19 protein-coding genes are annotated in these 22,792 nt (G+C 74.0%); 11 read left to right on the top strand and 8 right to left on the bottom strand.

What is annotated here, in order from left to right:
• The first annotated feature begins 115 nt into the window (after window positions 1-115).
• The gene (locus tag K8Z49_RS21600; RefSeq protein ID WP_021597750.1) at window positions 116-1,501 is read left to right on the top strand and encodes an NAD(P)H-quinone dehydrogenase; all 1,386 of its coding nucleotides are present in this window, start codon (window positions 116-118) and stop codon (window positions 1,499-1,501) included.
• A 35-nt stretch (window positions 1,502-1,536) separates the two neighbouring features.
• Here the strand turns inward: K8Z49_RS21600 and K8Z49_RS21595 are convergent, their stop codons facing one another.
• Window positions 1,537-2,820: an SLC13 family permease gene (locus K8Z49_RS21595; protein ID WP_021597751.1), complete on the bottom strand. Its 1,284-nt coding sequence runs from the start codon at window positions 2,818-2,820 to the stop codon at window positions 1,537-1,539.
• A 64-nt stretch (window positions 2,821-2,884) separates the two neighbouring features.
• On the bottom strand, window positions 2,885-3,343 hold the full coding sequence (locus K8Z49_RS21590) for a CBS domain-containing protein (RefSeq protein ID WP_021597752.1): 459 nt from the start codon (window positions 3,341-3,343) through the stop codon (window positions 2,885-2,887).
• 313 nt (window positions 3,344-3,656) lie between these two features.
• Between K8Z49_RS21590 and K8Z49_RS21585 the strand changes: the two genes are divergently transcribed.
• Window positions 3,657-4,316 carry a response regulator gene (locus tag K8Z49_RS21585; RefSeq protein ID WP_075020670.1) on the top strand — a complete coding sequence of 220 codons (660 nt, stop codon included), beginning with the start codon at window positions 3,657-3,659 and terminating at the stop codon, window positions 4,314-4,316.
• A gap of 16 nt (window positions 4,317-4,332) precedes the next feature.
• On the opposite strand, the gene K8Z49_RS21580 is transcribed toward K8Z49_RS21585, so the two are convergent.
• Entirely contained in the window at window positions 4,333-5,307 is a 975-nt protein-coding gene (locus tag K8Z49_RS21580; RefSeq protein WP_021597754.1) for a HAMP domain-containing sensor histidine kinase, read from the bottom strand.
• Window positions 5,308-5,465: 158 nt separating this feature from the next.
• On the opposite strand from K8Z49_RS21580, the gene K8Z49_RS21575 reads away from it, so the two are divergent.
• Window positions 5,466-6,122 (top strand): SPFH domain-containing protein, encoded by a 657-nt coding sequence (locus K8Z49_RS21575; RefSeq protein WP_412520488.1) that lies wholly within the window; start codon window positions 5,466-5,468, stop codon window positions 6,120-6,122.
• On the opposite strand, the gene K8Z49_RS21570 is transcribed toward K8Z49_RS21575, so the two are convergent.
• From K8Z49_RS21570 to K8Z49_RS21560, 3 genes are all read right to left on the bottom strand, one after another.
• The gene (locus K8Z49_RS21570) at window positions 6,058-6,375 is read right to left on the bottom strand and encodes a DUF5313 family protein (RefSeq protein WP_024936134.1); all 318 of its coding nucleotides are present in this window, start codon (window positions 6,373-6,375) and stop codon (window positions 6,058-6,060) included. The genes K8Z49_RS21575 and K8Z49_RS21570 overlap by 65 nt on opposite strands.
• A gap of 9 nt (window positions 6,376-6,384) precedes the next feature.
• Window positions 6,385-7,755 carry a hypothetical protein gene (locus K8Z49_RS21565; protein ID WP_177287661.1) on the bottom strand — a complete coding sequence of 457 codons (1,371 nt, stop codon included), beginning with the start codon at window positions 7,753-7,755 and terminating at the stop codon, window positions 6,385-6,387.
• A 101-nt stretch (window positions 7,756-7,856) separates the two neighbouring features.
• Entirely contained in the window at window positions 7,857-9,620 is a 1,764-nt protein-coding gene (locus K8Z49_RS21560) for an acetyl/propionyl/methylcrotonyl-CoA carboxylase subunit alpha (RefSeq protein WP_412520486.1), read from the bottom strand.
• Window positions 9,621-9,791: 171 nt separating this feature from the next.
• Between K8Z49_RS21560 and K8Z49_RS21555 the strand changes: the two genes are divergently transcribed.
• Together K8Z49_RS21555 and K8Z49_RS21550 are read left to right on the top strand one after the other, a co-directional pair.
• Complete coding sequence (locus K8Z49_RS21555) at window positions 9,792-10,619, top strand: hypothetical protein (protein ID WP_235206523.1); 828 nt, start codon at window positions 9,792-9,794, stop codon at window positions 10,617-10,619.
• Between the two features lie 155 nt (window positions 10,620-10,774).
• Complete coding sequence (locus K8Z49_RS21550; protein ID WP_021599788.1) at window positions 10,775-11,044, top strand: WXG100 family type VII secretion target; 270 nt, start codon at window positions 10,775-10,777, stop codon at window positions 11,042-11,044.
• A 126-nt stretch (window positions 11,045-11,170) separates the two neighbouring features.
• Here the strand turns inward: K8Z49_RS21550 and K8Z49_RS21545 are convergent, their stop codons facing one another.
• Complete coding sequence (locus tag K8Z49_RS21545) at window positions 11,171-15,679, bottom strand: FtsK/SpoIIIE domain-containing protein (protein WP_412520483.1); 4,509 nt, start codon at window positions 15,677-15,679, stop codon at window positions 11,171-11,173.
• Between the two features lie 9 nt (window positions 15,680-15,688).
• Window positions 15,689-16,645, bottom strand: coding sequence for an NAD-dependent epimerase/dehydratase family protein (locus tag K8Z49_RS21540; protein ID WP_412520481.1), 957 nt, complete (start codon window positions 16,643-16,645; stop codon window positions 15,689-15,691).
• A gap of 120 nt (window positions 16,646-16,765) precedes the next feature.
• Here K8Z49_RS21540 and K8Z49_RS21535 point away from each other — a divergent pair, with 120 nt between their 5' ends.
• The 6 genes from K8Z49_RS21535 (at window position 16,766) to K8Z49_RS21510 (ending at window position 22,771) form a co-directional block, all read left to right on the top strand.
• Window positions 16,766-17,473 carry a TetR/AcrR family transcriptional regulator gene (locus K8Z49_RS21535; RefSeq protein ID WP_024936131.1) on the top strand — a complete coding sequence of 236 codons (708 nt, stop codon included), beginning with the start codon at window positions 16,766-16,768 and terminating at the stop codon, window positions 17,471-17,473.
• Between the two features lie 220 nt (window positions 17,474-17,693).
• The gene (locus K8Z49_RS21530; protein ID WP_075020937.1) at window positions 17,694-18,572 is read left to right on the top strand and encodes a hypothetical protein; all 879 of its coding nucleotides are present in this window, start codon (window positions 17,694-17,696) and stop codon (window positions 18,570-18,572) included.
• A 2-nt stretch (window positions 18,573-18,574) separates the two neighbouring features.
• Window positions 18,575-19,543, top strand: coding sequence for a hypothetical protein (locus K8Z49_RS21525; RefSeq protein ID WP_412520479.1), 969 nt, complete (start codon window positions 18,575-18,577; stop codon window positions 19,541-19,543).
• On the top strand, window positions 19,544-20,845 hold the full coding sequence (locus K8Z49_RS21520) for a CpaF family protein (protein WP_021600129.1): 1,302 nt from the start codon (window positions 19,544-19,546) through the stop codon (window positions 20,843-20,845).
• Window positions 20,846-20,864: 19 nt separating this feature from the next.
• Window positions 20,865-21,857 (top strand): type II secretion system F family protein, encoded by a 993-nt coding sequence (locus K8Z49_RS21515; RefSeq protein WP_024936770.1) that lies wholly within the window; start codon window positions 20,865-20,867, stop codon window positions 21,855-21,857.
• Window positions 21,854-22,771 (top strand): type II secretion system F family protein, encoded by a 918-nt coding sequence (locus K8Z49_RS21510; protein ID WP_024936771.1) that lies wholly within the window; start codon window positions 21,854-21,856, stop codon window positions 22,769-22,771. Before K8Z49_RS21515 ends, K8Z49_RS21510 begins: the two co-directional genes overlap by 4 nt.
• The last annotated feature ends 21 nt before the right edge of the window (window positions 22,772-22,792 follow it).

The raw sequence follows: 22,792 nt of genomic DNA, 5'->3' as shown, positions 1-22,792 counted from the left end.
GCTAACCCACCGGCGTGCGCGGGGGGCGGGGTTGCCCCGACCGGGACGGGGGCGGGCGGGCGAACCGGTCCGGTACCGGACTTTTCACTGCCGTGAGTAGGAAAGAATGGAAGATGTGACCCGTATCGTGATCATCGGAGGAGGCCCGGGCGGGTACGAGGCCGCGCTCGTCGCCGCACAGCTCGGCGCCGACGTGACCGTCGTGGAACGGGACGGTCCGGGCGGCGCCTGCGTGCTCACCGACTGCGTGCCCTCCAAGACGCTCATCGCCACCTCGACCCGGATGGCGGTCATGTCGGAGTCCGCGGGGCTCGGGCTGCGCTTCAACGGCGGCCCGGACGGCATCGTCGGCGCCCTGGAGGCCGACATGGCCGAGGTCAACAAGCGCGTGAAGGACCTCGCGCGGGCCCAGTCGTTCGACGTCGCCGAACGGCTCGCCTACGAGGAGGTCAAGATCGTCCGTGGTGAGGCGCGGCTGGTGGAGCCGCACGTCGTCGCGGTCGGCGACCGCCGCCTGCGCGCCGACACCGTGCTGCTCGCCACCGGCGCGACGCCGCGCGTGCTGCCCGGCGCCGAGCCGGACGGCGAGCGCATCCTGAACTGGCGGCAGCTGTACGACCTGCCGGAGCTGCCCGAGGAGCTGATCGTGGTCGGGTCCGGCGTGACGGGCGCCGAGCTCGCCGGGGCCTACCTGTCCCTGGGCTCGCGGGTCACGCTGGTGTCCTCGCGGGACCGGATCCTGCCGACCGAGGACGCCGACGCCGCCGCCGTCCTGCAGGAGGTGTTCCTGCGGCGCGGGATGAACGTCATGTCGCGGTCCCGGGCCGCGGGGGTGGAGCGGTCCGGCAACGGCGTGATCGTCACTCTGGAGGACGGGACGAAGGTCGAGGGCACGCACTGCCTCATGACCGTCGGAATGGTCCCGAACACCACCGGGATCGGCCTGGAGGAGGTCGGCGTGCGCTGCGACGCCCGCGGCTTCGTGGAGGTCGACAAGGTGTCGCGGACGTCCGTCCCGAACATCTACGCCTCGGGCGACTGCACGGGCGTGCTGATGCTGGCGTCGGTCGCCGGCATGCAGGGGCGCATCGCGATGTGGCACGCGCTCGGCGAGGCCGTCCAGCCGCTCAAGCTGGGCTGGGTCGCCTCCAACATCTTCACCGACCCCGAGGTCGCGTCGGTCGGCGTCACGCAGCACATGGTCGACTCCGGGGACGTCAACGCCCGGACGGTCATGCTGCCGCTGTTCACCAACGCGCGGGCCAAGATGCAGGGCTTCGAGGACGGTTTCGTCAAGCTGTTCTGTCGCCCGTCCACGGGGATCGTCCTCGGCGGCGTCATCGTGGCGCCGCGGGCGAGCGAGCTGATCCTGGGCGTGTCGATCGCCGTCCAGCAGCACCTCACCGTCGACCAGCTCGCGTACACGTTCGCGGTGTACCCGTCGCTGTCGGGCAGCATCACCGAGGCGTCGCGGCGGCTGATGGCCGAGCACGCCTACTAGAGGCGCGCCCGGCCGTTGTCGACCATGGCGCCGCGCTAGAAGTAGCGCAGGGCCACGTACACCCACGCCATCAGCGTGCTCAGCACCGTGACGATGATGCCGTAGCGGGTGAACTGCCAGAAGCTGATCGGGTGGCCGGTCCTGGCGGCGATGCCGATCGCGACGACGTTGGCGCTCGCGGCGACGGCCGTCCCGTTGCCGCCGAAGTCGGCGCCCAGCGCGAACGACCACCACAGCGCCTCGGCGGTGCGCGCGTCCGGCGCGCCCGCGGCCATCCCCTCCACGATCGGCGCCATCGTCGCCGCGTAGGGGATGTTGTCGAAGAACGCGCCGAGGACGGCGGAGCCGAACAGCAGGCTGGTCGCGGCGACGAAGTGGTTGTCGCCGATCGTCTCCGCCGCCCAGGTGCCGATCGCCTCGATGACGCCCGTGTGCCCGAGGCCCGCCACCATCACGAACAGGCCCATGAAGAACACCAGCACGGACCATTCGACCTCCCGCAGGACGTCGGCGACCTCGACCCGCGACACCAGCAGCATCACGCCCGCGCCGACCAGCGCCACGATCGCCGGCTCCAGATGCAGCACCGAGTGCAGCGTGAACGCGACGATGACCAGGCCGAGCACGACCAGGCACCGGACGAGCAGCGCCGGGTCCGTGATCGCCTTGCGCTCGTCCAGCGACATCACCTCGGCGACGTACCGCTCGTCGTACGTGAACGACTTGCGGAACAGCACCCGCGCCAGCAGCACGAAGGCGATGAAGACGAGCACCACGATCGGTGCCATGTGGACGAGGAAGTCGTTGAACGTCAGCCCCGCCCGGCTGGCGATGATGATGTTCGGCGGGTCGCCGATCAGCGTCGACGCGCCGCCGATGTTGGACGCCAGCACCTCGGCGATCAGGTACGGATGGGCCGGGATGCGCAGCCGGTTGCAGACCACCACCGTCACCGGGGCCACCAGCATGATCGTGGTGACGTTGTCCAGGAACGGGGAGGCGACCGCGGTGATGGCCATGAGCATCACCAGCAGCCGGTACGGCCGGCCCTTCGAGCGCTTGGCCGCCCAGATCGCCAGGTAGTCGAACAGCCCGGTGCCCTTGATGATCCCGACGATGATCATCATGCCGAGCAGCAGGAAGATGACGTTCCAGTCGATCCCGTCGTGCTCGGAGAAGAACACCTCGGCGCCGGGGGCGAGCCCGAGCACCGTCATCGCGCCGGCCGCGATCAGGACGACCTTGACCTTGTCGGCCTTCTCGGTCGCGATGAAGAAGAACGCGACGACGAAGATGGCGAGCGCCGCCACCGCCGTCATCCCGGGTCCCCCGGTTGTGGACAGGGCGGGTCTCCCGGTCGCGCGCCGCCTGGCGGCGCGTCCGTCAGCCCTCGGGGCCGGACAAAGCCAGTGCCGACAGCAGCCGGTCGAGGATGACGGCGCCGGTGAGGAGCCCGGCGTCGTCCACCACCGCGACCAGCGGGCTGCGCTGCCGCGCCATCACCGTGGCGAGTTCCAGCAGCGTCGCGGACGATCTGACGATGACGGGGCGGGGAGTGTGCTTGTCGAGGCAGTCGCCCACTTTCCTGTCGCGGATCTCGTGCCAGAAGACGTCCGCGTGCGCCTCGTCCACGGTGCGGGTCAGCGCAGGATCCTCCTGGTAGGCGACCGGCACCGCCAGCCGCAGCACCTGCGTGCCGGGCAGCACGACCTCGGGGCGCTGCGCCTCGTCCACGACGATGAGGCCGGGCAGGCGGCCGAGTGCCATGACCTGTATCGCGTGGGCGATCGAGTCGTCCCGGGTCACGGTCGGCACCTGTATGGCGATGTCCCGCGCTTGCATGTCGTCCCTTCGGCTTCCGGAAAGCCTGGTTCTCGTGACTGATAGGTGCCTCCTTCTAACGCCGGGGGCGGCCCCGTCGCAAGACGGCCTCCGCGGCGTTACGGGCGGGTGACGGTGCCCGCCGCTCATTCGCTGTGCCATGCGTCCGCCCCTTTCGCGTACGCTGTCCAGTCTTTGTGTGCGGGCCGCTCGCCTATATCGGGTGCGACCCCCATATCGGCGGTGTGGATCATGTATCCGCAGGTGGCGGAGGCGCCTTCCGGTGCCGCGCGCCTACCATGGACGCGGGAGACGCGGGACCGGAGGTGATCGGGTGCACACTCGGGAGTCGGCCACGCGGATACTGCTGGCCGACGATCACGCGCTGGTGCGGCGCGGGCTGCGCCTGATCCTGGACGCCGAGCCCGACCTGACCGTGGTCGCGGAGGCCGCCGACGGGGCGGAGGCGATCGACGCGCTCGGCGACGGCGGCGTCGACCTGGCGATCCTCGACATCGCGATGCCGCGCATGACGGGCCTGCAGGCGGCGCGGGAGATCTCCCGCCGCTTCCCCACGGTCCGGACGCTGATCCTGTCGATGTACGACAACGAGCAGTACCTGTTCGAGGCGCTGAAGGCGGGCGCGTCCGGCTACGTGCTGAAGTCGGTCGCCGACCGCGACCTGCTGCACGCCGTCCGGGCCGCGATGCGCGGCGAGCCGTTCCTGTACCCGGCCGCCGTCACGGTGCTGATCCGCGAGTTCCTGGCCCGCGACCGGGACGGCGACGGCCCCGACGGCATCCTCACCCCCCGCGAGGAGGAGATCATCAAGCTGATCGCGGAGGGGTACTCCTCCAAGCAGATCGCCGAGCTGCTGACGATCAGCGTCAAGACGGTCGACCGGCACCGCGCGAACATCCTCGGCAAGCTCGGCATGCGCGACCGGCTGGAGCTGGCGAAGTACGCGATCCGCGTCGGGCTCGTCGAGCCCTGACCCTCGGCCGCGCGCCTCAGCCGCGGCGGTCGCCGGGCGGCGGGACGACCAGCCTCACCTCGGTGCCGCCGCCGTCCGCCGGCCCGATCGTGAGCTGCGCGCCGATGAGCATCGCGCGCTCCCGCATCCCGTGGATCCCCGACCCCACCTCGGTGGGCGGGCCGGAACCGTCGTCCACCACCCGCAGGACCACGCGGCCGTCCGCGTCCTGGGTCAGCGACAGCTCGGCGTTCCGCGCGCCCGAGTGCCGCCACACGTTCGTCAGGCCCTCCTGCGCGATCCGGTAGATCACCAGCTCGGCGTCCGGGCCGAGCCCCTCCAGCCCGGCGTGGACGCGGCGGGTGACGTGCGGGCCGCCCGTCCCGGAGAACTCCGCGGCCAGGGCGGTGAGCGCGCTGCCCAGGCCCAGGTCGTCCAGGACGCCGGGGCGCAGCCGCCGGGCCACGCGGCGCACCTCGTCCAGGCTCGACCGGACGACCTCCTGGACGCCCCGCAGCTCCTCGGCGACCTCCTCCGGCGCCCGGTTCACCACCGACTTCAGCTCCAGCAGCACCACCGTGAGGGTCTGGCCGATCTCGTCGTGCAGCTCCTGGGCGATGCGGCTCCGCTCCGCCTCCTGCGCGTCGAGCACGAGGGCGGTGCTGGTGCTGCGCTCGGCCTCCAGCCGGTCGAGCATCGCGTTGAACTGGTCGACGAGGTGGAACAGGTCGCCGTTCCCGCCCTTCGCGAGCCGGTCGCCGGAGCGCAGCGAGTTCATCCGCGCCATCAGCGCGGTGAGGGCCTCCAGGGGCGCCAGGCTGGCGCGCAGAAGGAACGCGTTCGCCGCCATCATCACCGCCAGCCCGATCGCGAGGACGGGCAGCTCGCGCAGCAGGATCGGCGACGACACGGTCACCGGCCCGACGGCGAGCGCGGCCGTGCCGACCGCGAAGATCAGCCCGTTGATGCCGAGGATGCGCCAGTACAGCGCCGACGCGGGTGTCCTGCTCATGAGACCACGTCACCGCATCGGGGACGGTGTTGTCCATGCGTGACACCCGGCGGAGTGCCTGCATGACGGCCGTCCGCCGTTATGGGGTGTCGGCCCGATGGTGGCGCCCCGCCTCTTCGCCGATGGTGGAAGGCGAGCGCAGGCAGGAGGTGGGGATCATGGGCGCACTCGCCGCACAGGCGAGCCCGCTGGCCTTTCCCGCCGCCTTCCTCATCGTCCTCGGGCTGCTGGCGGCCACGGTCGCGGCCTCCGGGCTGCGGCGGGTCGAGCCGGACGAACGGCTGGTCGTCCGGCGGTCCGGGCGGACGCGCGGCGTCCGCGAACCCGGGCTGCGGTACCTGGTGCCGCTCGCCGACTCCGGCGTGCGCGTCCCCGCCGGGGCCCGCTCGTACGGCCTCTGGTTCAGGGCGATGACCAGGGACGGCGTGCCGGTGCGGATCAAGGCGCTGGCCGAGTTGCGGGTCGATGACCCGGCGGCCTACGCCGCGTCCGCCGAGACGCCGTCCTCCGCCGTGCCGTCCTTTGCCGTGCAGGCCGCCGCCGAGGCGGCGCTGCGCGGGGTGATGGCGGACCGGGACCTGGCGGACCTGCCGTCCCTGCTGGCGGGCGGGGACGACCCGGAGCTGGTCCGGCGCGTCGGCGAGGCGGTCCGGCCCTGGGGAGTGGCCGCGCGGCTCGTCTCCGTCACCGACGCGGCGGTCCCGGTCCGCGCCGGCCCGCGGCCGGCCGCCCCCGCCCCGCGGCTGCCCCCTACCGGCCGGGCGGCGGCAGGCCGTGGCGGTGCAGGCGGGACCGGCGCAGGTCGTCCGAGCTGATCGCGACGGTGAGCGTGCTGGCGGCGAGCGCGAGCAGGGGGACCGCCACGCGCACCCAGACCGGGCCCGGCAGGAGGGCCAGCAGCAGGCAGACGGGCGCCATCACGTACAGGTGCCGCAGCAGGAGCCTGCCTCGCCAGCCGGCGTCGGTCAGGTCGTGCCGGACCCAGTCGAGATCGCCGGGCGGGAGCCGGAACCCCAGCGCGTACCGGGCCCGCCGGAGCGGGCCCGGATCGCCGGGAAGCCGGGCCACGCGAACCCCTCAGAAGCCGCCGAAGTCTCCGCCGCCGCCGAAGTCGCCCCCGCCGAAGTCCCAGCCGCCGCCGACGTCTCCGCCGTCGCCGCCGAAGCCGCCCGACGGGTCGCCGTAGCCGCCGCCCCAGCCGCCCATCATCGAGCCGAGCATGGTGCCGATCATCATGCCGCTGAGCAGGTCGAGCCCGCCGTAGCCGTAGTAGTAGCCGCCGGCGTAGGGCGCGTAGGCGGGTCCGGCGTTCCAGTACGGCCGCCGGTCGCCGTCGTAGGGGACCATCCGGATGTCCGGGTCGTGCCCGTGCAGGACGGCCTCCGCGTCCGCCGCGCACGCCGGGACGGACCGGGCCACGCCGCCGGGCGGCGCCCACGTGACGTCCTTGGCGGACGGACCGTGCTGCGGGTTGAAGAAGCAGGGTGCGCGCCGCTCGGGGACGGGTTCGCCCGCCTGCCGGGCGCGGGTCGCCGTCATGTAGTAGCGGCCTTCCTCCAGCGCGGTGGTGACGTCCTGCATGTCCTCGGGCCTGGCCGCGCGTTCGGTGGCCGATTTCGCCTGGTCGTAGGCGTTCATCGCGCGCTCGTAGTCGGCGCGGGTGTCGGGTTCGAGGTCCTTGTCCATGACGTTCAGGTCGAGGCGGGCGATGTCCTCGCCGAGGAGGGTGACGTCCTCCTCCACCCCGGCCTTGAGGTCCTCCATGCGCCGCGCGTCCCGCTCCTGCCGCCGCTTGCGGACGACGAGGAACGAGCCCGTGGCGACCGCGGCCAGCGCGATGAGCACGCCGAGCGTCACGTACATGCCGATCGTGCTGGACCGGGCCTGGTCGTCGACCTTCTTCTCGGTGAGGTTCGAGAAGTCGATCAGCCGCTGCTTGAGCGGCACGCCGTTGGTCCGGGTGACGATCTGGTTGATCTCCCGGCTGTCGAGCTTCTTGGAGATCGCGGCCATGCGGCCGCCGTCGGCGGTGACCGCGACATAGGTCTGGCCCTCGCCGACGCGGTCGGCGACCGCCCGCAGCATCCGGCCGGCCTGCTCGCCGGTGACGCCGTCGCGCACCACGACGGCCCGGATGTCGGCGTCGCTGTCGCCGCCGAGAGTCGTCTTGATCTCGTTCTGGTCGGCCGGGGACAGCACGTTCCCGGCGCCGCTGGTCACGTACAGCCGCGAGTCGATGAGCCCCTTCGCGATCTGCCCGACCGTGTCGTCGGCGGCGGCCCGGGGCGCCGCGGCCTGGGCCGCGACGGTCCGCGCGGCCGGTGTGCTCTCTGCTGGGGCGGCCTGCGCCGGGGCGGCAAGGGCGAACGCCGGCGCGGCGACGGCGGCGATGATCGCCGAGACGGCGCCCCGGCGAGCCGCCCGGATGGCCCGGTTCTCGGTGTTCATGTCTCCAGTCTGCCCACGTGGACCCGCCGATGCGTCGTCCGCGGGACGGATTTGCGCGGACGATGCGTGGGTGCCGCCCCCCAGGGACCGGGCCGGACCGGTCAGGAGTCCTTGATGTCGCAGATCACCGCGCCGGCGGAGACGGTCTGGCCGACCTCGGCGGACAGCCCGGTGAGCGTCCCCGCCTTGTGGGCGGTGAGCGGCTGCTCCATCTTCATGGCCTCCAGCACGACGATGGTGTCGCCGGCCTCCACGGTCGCGCCGTCCTCGACGACGATCTTGACGATGGTGCCCTGCATCGGGCTGACCAGGGAGTCGCCGGACGCCTGCGCGCCGCCGCCCTTCCGCGCGCCGCGCCGCCGGGCGGGCCTGTCCTGGCCGGCGGGCGCCGCGGACGCGCCGAGCCCGGCGGGCAGCACGACCTCGATGCGCCGGCCGCCGACCTCGACGGTGACGCGCTCCCGCTCGCCCGGCTCCTCCTCGCCCGGCACGGGCGCCTCGTGCGGCGGGATCGTGTTCTCGAACTCCGTCTCGATCCACCGGGTGTGGACGGCGAACGGCGCCGCGTCGTCCGCCGGGACGAACGCCGGGTCGTCCAGCACCGCCCGGTGGAACGGCAGGACGGTCGGCATCCCCTCGATGACGAACTCGGCGAGCGCCCGGCGGGACCGTTCGACGGCCTGCCGGCGCGTCGCGCCCGTCACGATCAGCTTGGCGACCAGCGAGTCGAACTCCTGCGGGACGGTCTGCCCGGCCTCGTAGCCGGCGTCCAGCCGGACCCCGGGCCCGGTCGGGGGCCGCCACCCGGTCAGGGTGCCGACGGCGGGCAGGAAGCCGCGTCCGGCGTCCTCGGCGTTCAGCCGGAACTCGATCGAGTGGCCGCGCAGCTCCGGGTCGCCGTAGCCGAGCTCCTCGCCGTCGGCGATGCGGAACATCTCCCGGACGAGGTCCACCCCGGCGACCTCCTCGGTGACCGGGTGCTCGACCTGGAGGCGGGTGTTGACCTCCAGGAAGGAGATCGTGCCGTCCTGGCCGACGAGGAACTCGCACGTCCCGGCGCCGATGTAGCCGGCCTCCTTCAGGATGGCCTTGGACGCGCCGTACAGCAGGTCGAGCTGCTCGTCCGACAGGTAGGGCGCCGGAGCCTCCTCGACGAGCTTCTGGTGGCGCCGCTGGAGCGAGCAGTCGCGGGTGGAGACGACGACCACGTTGCCGTGCTTGTCGGCGAGGCACTGGGTCTCGACGTGCCGGGGCTTGTCGAGGTACCGCTCGACGAAGCACTCGCCGCGCCCGAACGCGCCCACGGCCTCCCGGACGGCGGACTCGTACAGCTCGGCGACCTCGTCCAGCGCGCGGGCGACCTTCAGGCCGCGCCCGCCGCCCCCGAACGCCGCCTTGATCGCGATGGGCAGGCCGTGCTCCTCGGCGAACGCGACCACCTCGTCCGCGCCGGACACCGGGTCCCTGGTCCCGGCGACCAGCGGCGCGCCGACCTTCTGCGCGATGTGCCGGGCCTGCACCTTGTCGCCGAGCGCGGTGATCGCCGCGGGCGGCGGGCCGATCCAGGTCAGGCCGGCGTTCTCCACGGCGGTGGCGAAGTCGGCGTTCTCGGCCAGGAACCCGTAGCCGGGGTGGACGGCGTCCGCGCCGGACTCGGCGGCGATCTTCAGCAGCTTCCCGATGTCCAGGTAGCTCTCGGCCGCAGTCCGCCCGCCGAGGGCGAACGCCTCGTCGGCGACCCGAACGTGCAGCGCCTCCAGATCGGGCTCGGCGTACACCGCCACGCTGGCCAGCCCCGCGTCGCGGCAGGCACGGGCGATACGGACCGCGATCTCACCGCGGTTGGCGATCAGGACTTTGCGCACGTGGGTCTCCTCCTTCAACCTCGCAGGCAGTCTAGATAACGGCCGTTCCAGGATTTCGTAAGCCCCTCCTTATCGGGCTCCCCGTCCCACATAGCGGGAGGTCGCAGGCAGGACGGTCCGCTGAGCCGGGGGCTGAGGGCGTCCCGCAGGCGTACGGCGATCGTCACCGCCGTGCCGCCGCGCTCAAGGGAAGGTGCTCAAGGGAACAAGCCCCGCCGGGACGGGTACGGCAAGTGCCCGACCTGCGCGAGGACCAAGGAGCTGAAGACGCTCCGGGAGGTCTCCCGGGACGCGGCCGCAGACCTGCTCGCCGAGATCGGCCGGCAAACGGTCGCCGTCCATTCCGGACGGCGACCCGAATGGGAGGAGCGCTGTCACGAGACGATGGCGGCGGACCGGTTCGGCAGGTGTACTCTCGGCTCGAATCTGCTCGCCAATGATCAGCGGGAGAGGCCGATGGTTCGCCCGTGGCCGTGCGCCGGCCTGGCGGTCGTCCTGGCCGCCTGCCTGCTGGCGCCCTCGTCCACGGTGCGGAGGGAGAACCCTCCCGTGGAGGACTACGTCACCGAGCAGCTCACCGTCGCCGCGCGCGCCTACCTCCAGCGCCGCTCCCAGGCCCTGGTGCAGAAGGGCGACCGCGACCGCGGCGACGCCCCCACCGAGATCCAGGGGGTGCGGATCTCCCCGCGGCTCGTCCGGTCGCAGGAGAGCGCCGTCCGGGAGCTGGAGGCCCGCAGCCGCGCCCCCGTCGAGGGCGGTCCCGCCTACACCGGTGCCCGCACCAGCCTGGACGGGGGGCACGCCTTCCGGACCGGGGACCGCATCACCCTGGAGGCGGTGGAGCACACCGAGATGCGCTACGGCAGCGGCAAGGTCACCCAGTCCGTGCGGCGCCGGTTCGTGTTCCGCACCCGGGGCGAGCAGATCACCCTGGTCGGCGAGCGCGTGCTGGACCCGGGCGCGCACCCGGTGAACGACCCGGTCGACGACGGGCGCTGAGGCGCTTTCCCGCATTCGACACGCTTCTGAAATCCGCTTGACGGGCTGTCATTATGGTCGTTTCGCTGGATAAACGTGATCGGTGAGGCGTAAGCTGGCGCCATTGTCCGCGAGCTGAAAACGTTCCACCGATCAGCGACGAAAGGGCCGGGGCGATGGGCGACAAGCGCGGTGCCAACCTGGGTGAACTCGAAGAACTGTCCCGCATCTTCAGCAAGCACTCCCGCAACCTGGACGCCCTGATCAAGGACCTGAACGGCCGCACCGTGAGCAGCAACGCCGTCTGGTGGGGCCCGAGCGCCGACCGTTTCCGCGCCGCCTGGGCCGAGGCCAAGACCGCGTTCGACAAGATGGCCATCGCCCTGGAGCAGGGCGGCCAGGACATCCGCAAGTCCCAGCAGAACATCGAGGCCGCCACCCGCTGACGCCTCCCACGGACCGCGGGTCCCGGCCCATCCCCCCGAGGCCGGGACCCGCACCCATGTCAGGCGGGCGATCGCCCGCACGGCTCCGCGTCGGTCGGCAGGCCCGCGTCGGTCGGCAGGCCCGTGTCAGTCGGCGGAGACCGGCGGCGGCAGGGCGACCTGGATCTGGGTCGTGACCCCCGCCGCCACGAACAGGCCCCGGCCGGTGGGGCCGCCGAGCGGGGCGTTGCGCGGCAGGCGGAGCCCGAACAGGTCCCCGTCGTCCGGCGACTCGACCGACAGCAGGACGCCGGAGCGCGACCGGCGCGTGTCCGACAGGAAGCCCCGGTAGCCGCGGCCCAGGTCGTCGGTGGTGCCGCCGATGACGACGGCGTGCTCGCCGTCCCTGGCGGTGCGCAGGACGTCCCGGAGCGCGTCGTCCAGCTCGGTCTCGTCGAGGAGCTCGGCGTCGTCCACCACGACCGCGAAGCGGTGCTCGTCCCCGACGGCCTCGGCGAGGTCGTCGGCGCCGGAGTCCGACGTCAGCAGGCCGAGCACCCCCGGGCGGCCGGACAGCAGGCGCAGCGGCGACCGGCGCGGCGTGACGAGGACGACCGGGACGAGCCCGCCGCCGACCGCCGGGTCGAGCAGGGAGTGGACGATCGTGCGGAGCGTGGTGGAGCGGCCGGAGCGGGGTGGCCCGGCGACCGCGAACCCGGGGCCCTCGTCGAGCAGGTCGACGCCGACCGGGGCGAGGGTGTCGCCGCCGACGCCGACCAGCGCCCACAGCGGGGACGGGGCGAGGAACTCGGCGTCGAGCGACATCGCCTCCCGGTAGGTGACGCGGACGGGCAGCTCGTCCACGTGCAGGGGACGCCGGCGGCGCGGGAGCCGGCCGTAGCGCGCCACGCAGCCGCGGGCGATCTCCTGCAGGACGGTCACCTGTGCCGTCCCGGACGGGTCGTCCCCGAGGAGGGCGATCTGCGACTCGCGCGGGGGCGCACCTGGCGCGCCGGGCTCCAGGGCACGGCCCGGCGGCATCGCGGCGGGGACCTGCCTGTCCTGGAGGCCGCCGTAGCCGTAGTCGTTCGGGTCGGCCATGCGGAGGATGAGCCGCCGGTCGAAGACCGCGGACACCTGGCCGCCCAGCCCGGAGCGGTCGCCGGTGAACACCGCGCGCAGGCCGGCGGCGGCGCCCTCGCGCAGGAGCCGGACGACCTGGTCGACGAGGCGGCCGTAGTCGTAGTGCTCGAACGCGCCGAGGAACCCCTCCCAGCGGTCGAGCAGCAGCACCATCCACGGGAGGCGGTCGGTGGCGGCGACGGCGGCGCGCTGCTCGGCCAGCGACGCGAAGCCCGCCTCGGCGAGCAGCTGCTGGCGGCGGGCGACCTCGGCGGTCAGCGCGGTGAGGAGCCGCTCGCAGCGGTCGAGCTGGTCCCGGGTGACGACGGCGCCGCAGTGCGGCAGCGACACCAGCGGCAGCAGCGCGTTCGCCCCGCAGTCGATGGCGTACAGGTGCGCGTCGTAGGGGGAGCAGGCACCGGCGAGCGACCCGGCGATGGTGCGCAGCGCGGTGGAGCGGCCCGACTGGGCGGACCCGGCGATGTACAGGTGGCCGCCCGAGGTGAGGTCGAGGGCGAGCTCCTCGCGAGACTGGACGGCAGGCAGGTCGGTGACGCCGAACGGGACGGGCGGGACGTCCACGACCGAGCCCCCGGCGGCGGTCCGGGGCGCCAGCGCGATCCGCTCGGGCAGCGGGTTCAGCCACGGTGACGGCTGCCGGGCGATCCCGGCGCGGCGGGCGGCCTCGCCGACGGCCTGGACGAGGACGCCGAGGTCGGTGGCCGGCGTCTCGGCGGCGGTGCCGGCCCCGCCCCCGCCGGGCGTGGGCAGCGGGTGGCCGAGGCCCTGCCAGGGCAGCGGCAGGACGGTCGGGCCGCCGGGGCCGGCCCCGGCGCCGGGGCGGCGGCCCCCGATCCGCGCCGACTGGACGGGATGCGGCGCCGACGCGCCGGAGCGGATGTAGCAGCGCCCCGGCGTGGCCTTGGAGATCTGCGCGGCCTCGGGGGAGTCGAGGACGTCGGTGGACTCGTCCGGGTCGGTGACGCGCAGCGCGATGCGCAGGTTGGTGTTCGCGCGGATGTCGGCGGTCACGACGCCGGCCGGGCGCTGCGTGGCGAGGATCAGGTGGACGCCGAGGGACCGGCCGCGGCGCCCGATGTCGACCAGCCCGGCGACGAAGTCGGGCAGCTCGGTGACCATGGCGGCGAACTCGTCGATGACGAGCACGAGCCGCGGCATGGCCGGCAGCCCGGGGGCGGCGGGGCGCAGGTCGTCGTAGTCGTCGACGTCCTTGGCGCCCGCGTCGAGCAGGATCTCCTCGCGGCGGCGCAGCTCGGCGGCGAGCGATTCCAGGGCGCGCTCGGTCGCGTGGCCGTCCAGGTCGGTGACCATGCCGACGGTGTGGGGGAGGCGGGCGCAGTCCTTGAACGCGGCGCCGCCCTTGTAGTCGATGAGGACGAACGTCATCTCGTCCGGGCGGTTCGCCACGGCGAGCGACGCGATGAGCGTCTGCAGCAGCTCCGACTTGCCCGCGCCGGTGGTCCCCGCGATGAGGCCGTGGGGGCCGTCCACGCGCAGGTCTACTTCGTGGGGTCCGCCGGAGTCGAGGCCGATGGGGACGCGGGTCGTCCGCCCGCCGGTCCGGTTCCACGACTGCAGGACGTGGTCCGCGGTCGGTTCCGGCATGCCGAGGACGTCCAGGAGCCGCACGTCGGCGGGGAGCGAGTCCTCGGCGTCCTCGCGGGAGACGTCCCGGACGGGGGCCAGCGCGCGCGCCACCCGGTCGGTCCAGGTGGCGGACACCTGGTCGGCCAGCACCGGGCCCAGGACGTCCAGCCCCTGCCCCTGGAGGCGCACCGTCGAGGGCTTCTGCGGGTCCCAGGCGGCGACCGCGCCGCACTCCTCGGGAAGGAGGCGCTCCTCGTCGTCCACGCAGATGGCGTAGAGCCCGTACTCGGCGCCGCGGGCGAGGAGCATCGGCATCCCCGGTATGCGGCGCAGCGCGCGGGCCCCGTCCAGCACGACGAGGATGTTGTACGGGACGGAATCGACGGGCCGGGCGCCCTTCCCGAAGAACGACGACTCCGCCTGCGCCGCCCGCCGCCGTTCGGTGACGCGCATGGCCAGTTCGGTGACGCGATGGGCCGCCGACTCGGGGTCGGTGCCGACGAGCGCGACGCAGTCCTCGCCCTCGCGCGGCGCGCAGTGCGGCAGCCACCGCACCCAGTTCCACTCGGCCCCGGCGTCCCGGTCCGCGGACAGGACGACGATGGCGAGGTCGCGGGGGCTGTGCAGGGCGGCGGCCTGCGCGACCATCCAGCGGGCCAGGGCCCGGGAGGCGTGCCGCGGCCCGGTCAGCCCGACGACGCCGAGGTCGGCGAGCGGCAGCGCCACCGGGACCTGCCGGGCCATCGGGACCCGGGAGCCGCCCGCGTGCGGGGACGCCCCCGAACCGCCCAGGTGCCCGTCGAGGTCGCCGGTCAGCTCGATGCGGGCGGGCAGGTCGGCGAGCCCCACCCGCAGGTGCAGGACGTCCGGGTCGCCGCGGCGGCGCTCCCACAGCCGCCGGCGCGGGCCGGTCGCGGTCAGCAGCACCTCGGCGGGGTCGGGGTGCAGCGCGCGGCGCTCCGCCTCGTCCTCGCGCCGCAGCCGGTCGACCTCGCCGTCGAACTCGCCGGCCCTGCGGTGGTACTCCTTCAGCGACCTCTTGTAGGACTTGCGGCCGTGCATCCGGTCGCCGATCCACTCGCCGAGCGTCATCACCGGCCAGGCCAGCGCGAACAGCGCCCACCACCACTGGCCGAGGCCGAACGCCATCGCGAGCCCGAACGCCGAGAACAGCAGCGCGCCGAACAGCCGGAGCCGCTCCCGCGGGTTCCGTTCCGGGCGTTTCGGGACCTCCAGCCTCCGCACGCGGTGCGGCGGGGCGAGGCGGGGCGGCCGGTTGAACGCCAGGCCGCCCTCCGGCTGCGGTTCCAGGTGGGCGTCGGGCGCGGTGCTCGGGGCGAGGGCCAGGACGCTGGATCCCACCGAGAGCAGCGCGCCCGGCGGCCAGGTCGTCCTGGCGCCGAGCGGCGTCCCGTCCAGGGTCGCGGCACCCTGCATCGTCATCGCGGACGCCTCGACCTGGACGGCGTCGCGGCCGACCGTGACCCGCAGCGAGCGGGCCGGGACGGACGGGTCGTCCAGCGTCACGTCCACGTCCCGCCCGGAGCCGATCGTGCTGACGCCGAGGCCGAGCCGGTGCACCGGCCCGGCCGCCGGGCCGCCGGCGACGCGCACCTCGACCAGCCCGGTCGGCTCGGCGAGGACGGTGGCGGCGGCGCCGCGCCGCTCGACGGCGACGACGGCGCCGTCCCGCAGCTCCTTCACGGCGAGGGCCTGCGGGTCGAGCATCCGGCCGTCCATCCAGAGGGCCTTGTGCGCGCCCCTGGAGAGTAAGGCGTCCTTGGAGAAACGGGGGGCGGGGATCTGGGGGCGGCCGTCCAGCGCGGCGAGCGACCGGGCGACCCCCTCGACGGTGACCTCGGAGTCGACGTTCACCACGACATCGCGGGGTCCCGAGCCGGTGAGCGCAGTGAACGAGATCCGCATCCGCTCAGCTTAATTACCCGCGGCCCGGTTGCCCGTGTCCTCCGCCGTTCGCGACGCGGCGACGATCGTCTTGAGCGCGGCGTCCAGCGGTGTCGGCACCGTCCCGAACGTCGACTCGAAGGCCGACGAGTCCAGGACGTACGGCCTGTCGAACTGGTAGCGGGTCTCCCGCATCTCCTTCAGCATCGGCACGACCGTCCCGGCCGCGTGGAAGACCGGGCGCGGGACCTCGTAGATGCGCGGCGCCGGCGCCCCGGCGATCCGGCACAGCCGCTCGCCGACCTCCCGGGTGGACACCGCGGGGCCGGTGGGGATGTGCCAGGGCCGTCCCCACGCGCGCTCGTCCGTCCCGGCGATCGCGAGGGCCTCGGCGACGTCCGGCAGGTACGTCCAGGCGTGCGGGACGGACGGGTCGCTGAAGTAGGGGACGCGCCTGCCCGCCAGCAGCGGCTTCACGAATCGCGTCTCGCCGATGTAGGCCTGGTCGGTGCTCCGGGGCCCGTAGTAGTCGGACCCGCGCAGCTCGGTGGTGCGGATGCGCCCGGCCTCGTGCGCCGCGAGCGCGTCCCGCCACATCTTCGCCCGGACGCGTCCCTTGGTGCCGGTCGCGGCGAGCGGCAGGTCCTCGGTCATCGGGCCGTCCACCGGCCCGTACCCGTAGAGGCAGCTGAGCGTCACCAGGACGGCGCCGGTGTCCTCGGCGGTGCCCAGGAAGGACGCCGCCATCGGCGGCCAGTCCTGCGCCCACCGGTGGTACTGCGGGTTCACGCAGTTGTAGAGGACGTCGGCCCCCTTGGCGATCTGCGTCATCCGGTCCCGGTCGGCGACGTTCGCCGCGACCCGCTCGACCGACTCCGGCCCCGAGCCGGACCGCGTCACCACGACGACGTCGTGGCCCCGCCCGATCAGCCGCTCGGCGAGGTGCGTCCCGACCTGGCCGGCTCCGACGATCACGTGCTTGCCCATGAGGTGCTCCTTGGTTCACTTGGTTCGGTGCTCTGTTTCGAGAGCAATGCTCTCTCTAGAGAGCGGCGATGTCAAGAGCAGTGCTCTCTGTTCGGTGCGACGCTCTGCTACGATCCGCCCATGAGCGCAGGCCGGACGGCACGGGAACGGGTGCGGGCGGAACTGATCCGGGAGATCACCGAGATCGCGCGGCGGCAGCTGGCGACCGAGGGCGCGGCGGGACTGTCGCTGCGCGCGGTCGCCCGCGAGATGGGCATGGTGTCGTCGGCGATCTACCGGTACTTCCCGAGCCGCGACGACCTGCTCACCGCGCTGATCATCGACGGCTACAACGCGGTCGGCGAGGCGGTCGAGCGCGCCGACGCCGCGGTCGGCGCCGGGGACTTCGCCGGACGGTGGCTCGCCGTGTGCAGGGCCGTCCGCGCGTGGGCGCTGGCGCACCCGCACGAGTACGCGCTGCTCTACGGGTCGCCCGTCCCCGGGTACGAGGCGCCGCAGGACACCGTCCCCGCCGCCATGCGCGACACGGTCGTCCTCGCGCGGATCATCGCCGGGGCGCACGCGGCCGGCGCGCTCGACCCGGCCGGGCCGCTCCCGCCGGCGCCGCCGCCCCTCGCCGGGGACCTCGCCGGCGTGCGCGCCGCGCTCCCCATGGACGTCCCCGACGAGGTCATACTGCGCGGTTTCACCGCATGGGCCGCGCTGTACGGGACGGTCAGTTTCGAATTGTTCGGGCAATTCAACAACGTGATCGAGGAACGGGCCGTCTACTTCGACCACACCATGATCCTGCTGGGCCGCCTCGTCGGCCTCCAGCCCCGCCCCTGACGGGGTCCCGAGACGCCCGCGATGTGGTCAGTGACACATGTGACTGGTGGTAAGTAGCCATGTGATCGGTGAATTCGCAGGTCATCGCGGTGTAGCCGGATTTCGGACGGCTCGGCATCACCGAATCCATTGACGTGACCTCACCGCCCCCGCAAGCATGGATCGCTCGGTGACGTGGAGATCTCGCGAGGCGGGATCCGCGCGGGGCGGGAAGGAGCGCGTGGGCAGCGCGATGAAGTCCAACCAGTCGACCATCTCCGGCGGGGGCGCGGCGGGCACGTCCGGCGGGACGGCGGGGCTCGGCCGCTCCGGGCTCGGCACCTCCGGGGGGCAGCGGCTCCCGGCGTCCCCGCGCGAGCGCAAGCCGGCGCTCGCGGCCCTCGCGGTGCTGCTGATCCTCGGCGGCGCCCTCGCCAGCGCCTACCTCGTGATGGCGAGCGGCGAGCGGGTGTCGGCGATCCGGATCGCGCAGCCGGTCGCGGCCGGGCAGCGGATCCCCGCGGGCGCCCTCGAAGAGGTGCAGGTCGGCGACACCGGCATCCAGTACATCAAGTGGTCCGAGCGGGCGAAGGTGACCCGCTACTTCGCGGCCGTCCCGCTGGTGCGCGGCGCGCTGCTGACCAACTCCATGATCAGCCCGTCCGACGCCCCCGCCAAGGGCCGGCTCGTCGTCGGGCTCGCGCTCAAGCCGGGCCAGCTGCCCTCGGGCGGCCTGACCAGCGGCAAGCACGTCACCCTGTTCGCCGTCGGCGGCGCGACGAACGGCGGGCCGCGCGCCGGGACCGTCCTCGCCCAGGACGCGATCGTGCTCGGCGTCGGCACCGGCGACTCCGGCGGCCCGACCCGGCTGCGCTCCGAGCAGACCAGCGTGGACGTCGCCGTTCTCCCGGCCGACGCGGCGAAGGTGACGCAGGCGGCCTCCGCCGGGGCGGTCGCGCTCGCGCTCATCCCGGACGGGACGTCGGTCTCCGCGCCGCCCGCGCCCCAGCAGCCGGCGGGGCAGAACGACGAGGGCGTCGACCCGGTCCCGAGCGGCGGCCCGGGGACGGGCGGCGGCCAGACGGGCGGCCCGCAGGTTCCGAGCACGGGCGGTAACTGACGGTGGCACTCATCGCGCTCGCGGCCGACAAGGGGGCGCCGGGCGTCACGACCGCGGCGGTCGCGCTCGGCGCCGTGTGGCCGCGTCCCGTGCTGGTCGCGGAGTGCGACCAGGCGGGCGGCGACCTGGTGTACCGGCTGCCCGCCGCGTCCCCGGCGGACGGCGACGGCGACGGCGGGATGCTCAACCCCTCCCGCGGCCTGCTCAGCCTCGCCGCGACCGCGCGCCGCGGCCTGCGGCCCGAGCAGATCGCCGAGCACTGCCAGCGGCTCGCCGGCGGCCTCGACGTGCTCGTCGGGCTCACCAACGCCGAGCAGGCGCAGGCGATGACCTGGCTGTGGGGGCCGCTCGGCCGGGCGTTCGCCGGCCTCGCGCCCGTCGACGTGATCGCCGACTGCGGCCGGCTCGGCGCCGGCAGCCCGCTGGCCGACCTGCTGCGCGAGGCCGACCTCGTCGTCCTGCTCACCCGCGCCACCCTGGAGCAGGTCGCCCACCTGCGCGAGCGCGTCGCCGCGCTGACCGCGGAGCTGCGCGGCGGCCCGCCGGTCGGCGTGCTGGTGCTCGCCGACCCGCGCGACTTCCGCGGCTCGATCGCCGAGGTCGACCGGATCCTCGCGGGCGTGCGCGGCCGCGTCCAGGACCCCGCGCAGGGCCCGCCGCCGCCGGACGTGACCGTCCTCGGCGGCCTGGCGCTCGACCCGAAGGGCGCCGGCCTGCTGTCCGGGAGCTGGGGCGGGCGGCTGGACCGCTCGCTGCTCATCCGGTCGGCGCGGGAGGTCGCGGGCGAGCTGGCGGGACGCCTCCCCGCGCCGTTCGCCGGAGTGCCGCAGGACGGGCGGGACGTCCCGTCCCCGCCCAGACCGACGGCACCGCAACCGCAGCAACCGCAGCCACCGCCGCCCGCGATGCCCGGCGTCCAGGCGCCCCCGCACGTTCCGGCGGGCGGCGGCCACGAGGAGGGGAGGCGCTAGATGGACCACGCGCTCGTCAAGCGCCTCCGCCAGGAGGTCGGCGACCGGCTCGCGCAGCAGCGCCGGCTGGACGCCGCGAACGGCCTGCCGCCGATGACCGGGGAGGACGAGCGGCAGTTCGCCCGCGCGCTGATCGGCCAGGTGCTGGAGGAGTTCGCCCGCGGCGAGATCACCTCCGGGCGGCGCCCGCCGAACGCCGAAGAGGAGGAGGCGCTCGCCGCCGGGGTCCACGCGGCGCTGTTCGGCGTCGGCCGGCTCCAGCCGCTGCTGGAGGACCCCGAGATCGAGAACATCGACGTCAACGGCTGCGACCGGGTGTTCATCGGGTACGCCGACGGCCGCGAGGTGATGGGCGAGCCGGTCGCCGAGAGCGACGAGGAGCTGGTCGAGCTGATCCAGATTCTCGCCGCCTACAGCGGGCTGTCGTCGCGCCCGTTCGACACCGCGAACCCGCAGCTCGACCTCCGGCTTCCGGACGGCTCGCGGCTCTCGGCCGTGATGGACGTGACCGTCCGCCCCGCGCTGTCGATCCGGCGCGCCCGCCTCGGCAAGGTGTTCCTCGCCGACCTGGTCGGCAACGGGACGTTCAGCCAGGAGGTCGGGCAGTTCTTCCACGCCGCCGTGCACGCCCGCAAGAACATCATGATCGCCGGGGCCACGAACGCCGGGAAGACGACGCTGCTGCGCGCGGTCGCCAACGAGATCCCGCCGTACGAGCGGCTCATCACCGTCGAGCGCGCCCTGGAACTCGGCCTCGACGCGTTCCCGGAGCTGCACCCGAACTGCATCGCGTTCGAGCAGCGGCTGCCGAACTCCGAGGGGCAGGGCGCGATCTCGATGGCCGAGCTGGTCCGCCGGTCGCTGCGCATGAACCCCTCCCGGGTGATCGTCGGCGAGGTGCTCGGCGACGAGATCGTCACGATGCTGAACGCGATGACGCAGGGCAACGACGGGTCGCTGTCGACGATCCACGCGAACTCGTCGGTGGAGGTCTTCAACCGCGTCGCGACCTACGCGATCCAGTCGGTGGAGCGGCTGCCGGTCGAGGCGACCCACATGCTCATCGCGGGCGCGATCGACTTCGTCGTGTTCATCGAGAAGCGCAACGACTACGCCTCCGGCGGGCGGCTGCGCCGCTACGTGTCCAGCGTCCGGGAGGTCACCGGCGTCGACGGGCGGGTCCTGTCGTCGGAGGTGTTCGCGCTCGGGCCGAACGGGTACGCCGTCCCGTCCGCGCCGATCGCGTGCGCCGCCGACCTCGCCGAGCACGGCTACGACCCGGCCGCCGGGGGTGCCTGGTGACCGGCCGGGGAGGTGCGTGATGTACGCGCCGGACGTGCTCCTCGCCGTCGTCGCGGGCGCCGTCGCCGGCGGCGGGCTCCTGCTGCTGGCCGTCGCGCTGCGCGGGCTGCCGCCGCGGACCGGGCCCGCCCGGGGGCGCAGCCGCGAGGACCTCGTCCGCACCCTGACCACCCGCACCGCCGTCGCCGTCATCGCCGGCGTGCTCGTGCTGATCGTGACGCGCTGGCCCATCGCGGCCGCCGGGACGGGTGCGCTCGTGCTCGCCTGGAACGGCCTCGCGGGCGGCGCCGCCGAGGAGCGCCGGGGCATGGCGCGGCTGGAGGCCCTCGCCGGCTGGACCGAGTCGCTGCGCGACACCATCGCGGGCGCCGTCGGCCTCGAACAGGCCATCCCCGCCTCGCAGCGCGCCGCCGCGCCCGCCCTGCAGCAGCCGCTGCGCAACCTCGTCGACCGGCTGCACACCCGCGTCCCGATGCCGGAGGCGCTGCGCCGGTTCGCGGACGACCTCGACGACCCGTCCGCCGACCTGGTCATCGCGGCGCTGATCCTGAACGCCAAGCTCCGCGGCCCCGGCCTGCGCGACATGCTGAGCGCGCTCGCGACCTCGGCCCGCGCCGAGCTGGACATGCGGCGCCGCGTGGAGGCCGACCGGCGCGCGACCCGCCGCAGCGTCCGGATCGTCGTCGCCGTCTCCGTCGGGACGGCCCTCGCCCTCGCGGTGTTCAACCACTCCTACGTCGAGCCCTACGACGACTTCCTCGGGCAGCTCGTCCTGTGCGTCGTCGTCGCCCTGTACGGGGCCGCGTTCCTGTGGCTGCGGCGGCTGTCGCGGTACGAGCTGCCGGGACGGTTCCTCAGCGAGCCGCGCCGGACCGCCCAGCCCGGCGTGCCGGGCGAGGTGCCGAGCACGGTCGCCGGCTGGCAGGGCGGGGACGCCCGGCGACAGGGCCCGCAGGAGCTTCCGCTGCGCGGCCGGCACACCACGGACGCGGGCGGGGGTGGCGCCTCGTGAACGGTGCGATGATCGCGGGCGCCGTCGTCGGGCTCGGCCTGTACGTGCTGGTCCGGGCGCTGTTCCCGTCCCGTCCCGGCCTCGCCGCCCGGATGGCCGCGCTCGACGCCGCCCGCCGCCGCGACCTGGAGGAGCAGCAGGCGAGCCGGCTCTCCCCGACCCTGGACCGGGTCGGCGGGACGCGCGCCCGGCTCGGGCGGGAGCTGGCGCGGTTCTGCGAGGCGCGCGGCTGGAAGCTGCGGTCCGTCCGCGCCGACCTCGCGATCACCGGGCGGTCGCTGGAGGCGTTCCTCGCGACGAAGTTCCTGCTGCCCGCCGCCGCGCTGCTGTTCATCCCGCTGATCGTCGCCTACTTCACGCTGCTCGGGCTCGGCTCGTCCGTCGCCGTCCCCGCCTGGATCTGCGTGCTGTTCGCCGCGCTGTTCTTCTTCTTCCCCGACATGCAGCTCCGGCAGGAGGCGCAGGCCCGCCGGCAGGACTTCCGGCACGTCGTCGGCGCCTTCCTCGACCTCGTCTCGATGAACCTCGCCGGCGGGCGCGGCGTCCCCGAGGCGCTGATGACCGCGTCCAACGTCGGCGAGGGCTGGGCCATGCACCGCATCCGGGACGCGCTGTCCAACGCCCGGATCACCGGCCAGACGCCCTGGCAGTCGCTCGGCCGGCTCGGCGAGGAACTGGACATCGCCGAGCTGCGCGACCTCGCCGGGGCGCTCGCGCTCGTCTCCGACGACGGCGCGCAGGTCCGCAAGTCGCTCGCCGCGCGGGCCGCGTCCATGCGCAGCCGCGAGCTGTCGGAGCTGGAGGGCAAGGCCGGCGAGCGCTCCCAGTCGATGCTCATCGCGCAGCTGTTCCTGTGCGCCGGATTCCTGATCTTCCTCGCCTACCCGGCACTGATGCGGGTGCTCGCCTCATGACGTCCCCTACTAGGCCCGCCC

Source organism: Actinomadura madurae (genome assembly GCF_047130825.1).
GTDB lineage: Bacteria > Actinomycetota > Actinomycetes > Streptosporangiales > Streptosporangiaceae > Spirillospora > Spirillospora madurae.
The sequence above is the reverse complement of the archived record's forward strand: the minus strand, read 5'-3'. Positions and strand labels throughout refer to the sequence as shown.

Excerpts from the sequence above, each read along its gene's own strand:
- K8Z49_RS21595 (WP_021597751.1), bottom strand. The coding sequence starts at position 2,820 with ATGACGGCGGTGGCGGCGCTCGCCATCTTCGTCGTCGCGTTCTTCTTC.
- K8Z49_RS21590 (WP_021597752.1), bottom strand. The coding sequence starts at position 3,343 with ATGCAAGCGCGGGACATCGCCATACAGGTGCCGACCGTGACCCGGGAC.
- K8Z49_RS21580 (WP_021597754.1), bottom strand. The coding sequence starts at position 5,307 with ATGAGCAGGACACCCGCGTCGGCGCTGTACTGGCGCATCCTCGGCATC.
- K8Z49_RS21575 (WP_412520488.1), top strand. The coding sequence starts at position 5,466 with ATGGGCGCACTCGCCGCACAGGCGAGCCCGCTGGCCTTTCCCGCCGCC.
- K8Z49_RS21565 (WP_177287661.1), bottom strand. The coding sequence starts at position 7,755 with ATGAACACCGAGAACCGGGCCATCCGGGCGGCTCGCCGGGGCGCCGTC.
- K8Z49_RS21550 (WP_021599788.1), top strand. The coding sequence starts at position 10,775 with ATGGGCGACAAGCGCGGTGCCAACCTGGGTGAACTCGAAGAACTGTCC.
- K8Z49_RS21545 (WP_412520483.1), bottom strand. The coding sequence starts at position 15,679 with ATGCGGATCTCGTTCACTGCGCTCACCGGCTCGGGACCCCGCGATGTC.
- K8Z49_RS21540 (WP_412520481.1), bottom strand. The coding sequence starts at position 16,645 with ATGGGCAAGCACGTGATCGTCGGAGCCGGCCAGGTCGGGACGCACCTC.
- K8Z49_RS21535 (WP_024936131.1), top strand. The coding sequence starts at position 16,766 with ATGAGCGCAGGCCGGACGGCACGGGAACGGGTGCGGGCGGAACTGATC.
- K8Z49_RS21520 (WP_021600129.1), top strand. The coding sequence starts at position 19,544 with ATGGACCACGCGCTCGTCAAGCGCCTCCGCCAGGAGGTCGGCGACCGG.
- K8Z49_RS21515 (WP_024936770.1), top strand. The coding sequence starts at position 20,865 with ATGTACGCGCCGGACGTGCTCCTCGCCGTCGTCGCGGGCGCCGTCGCC.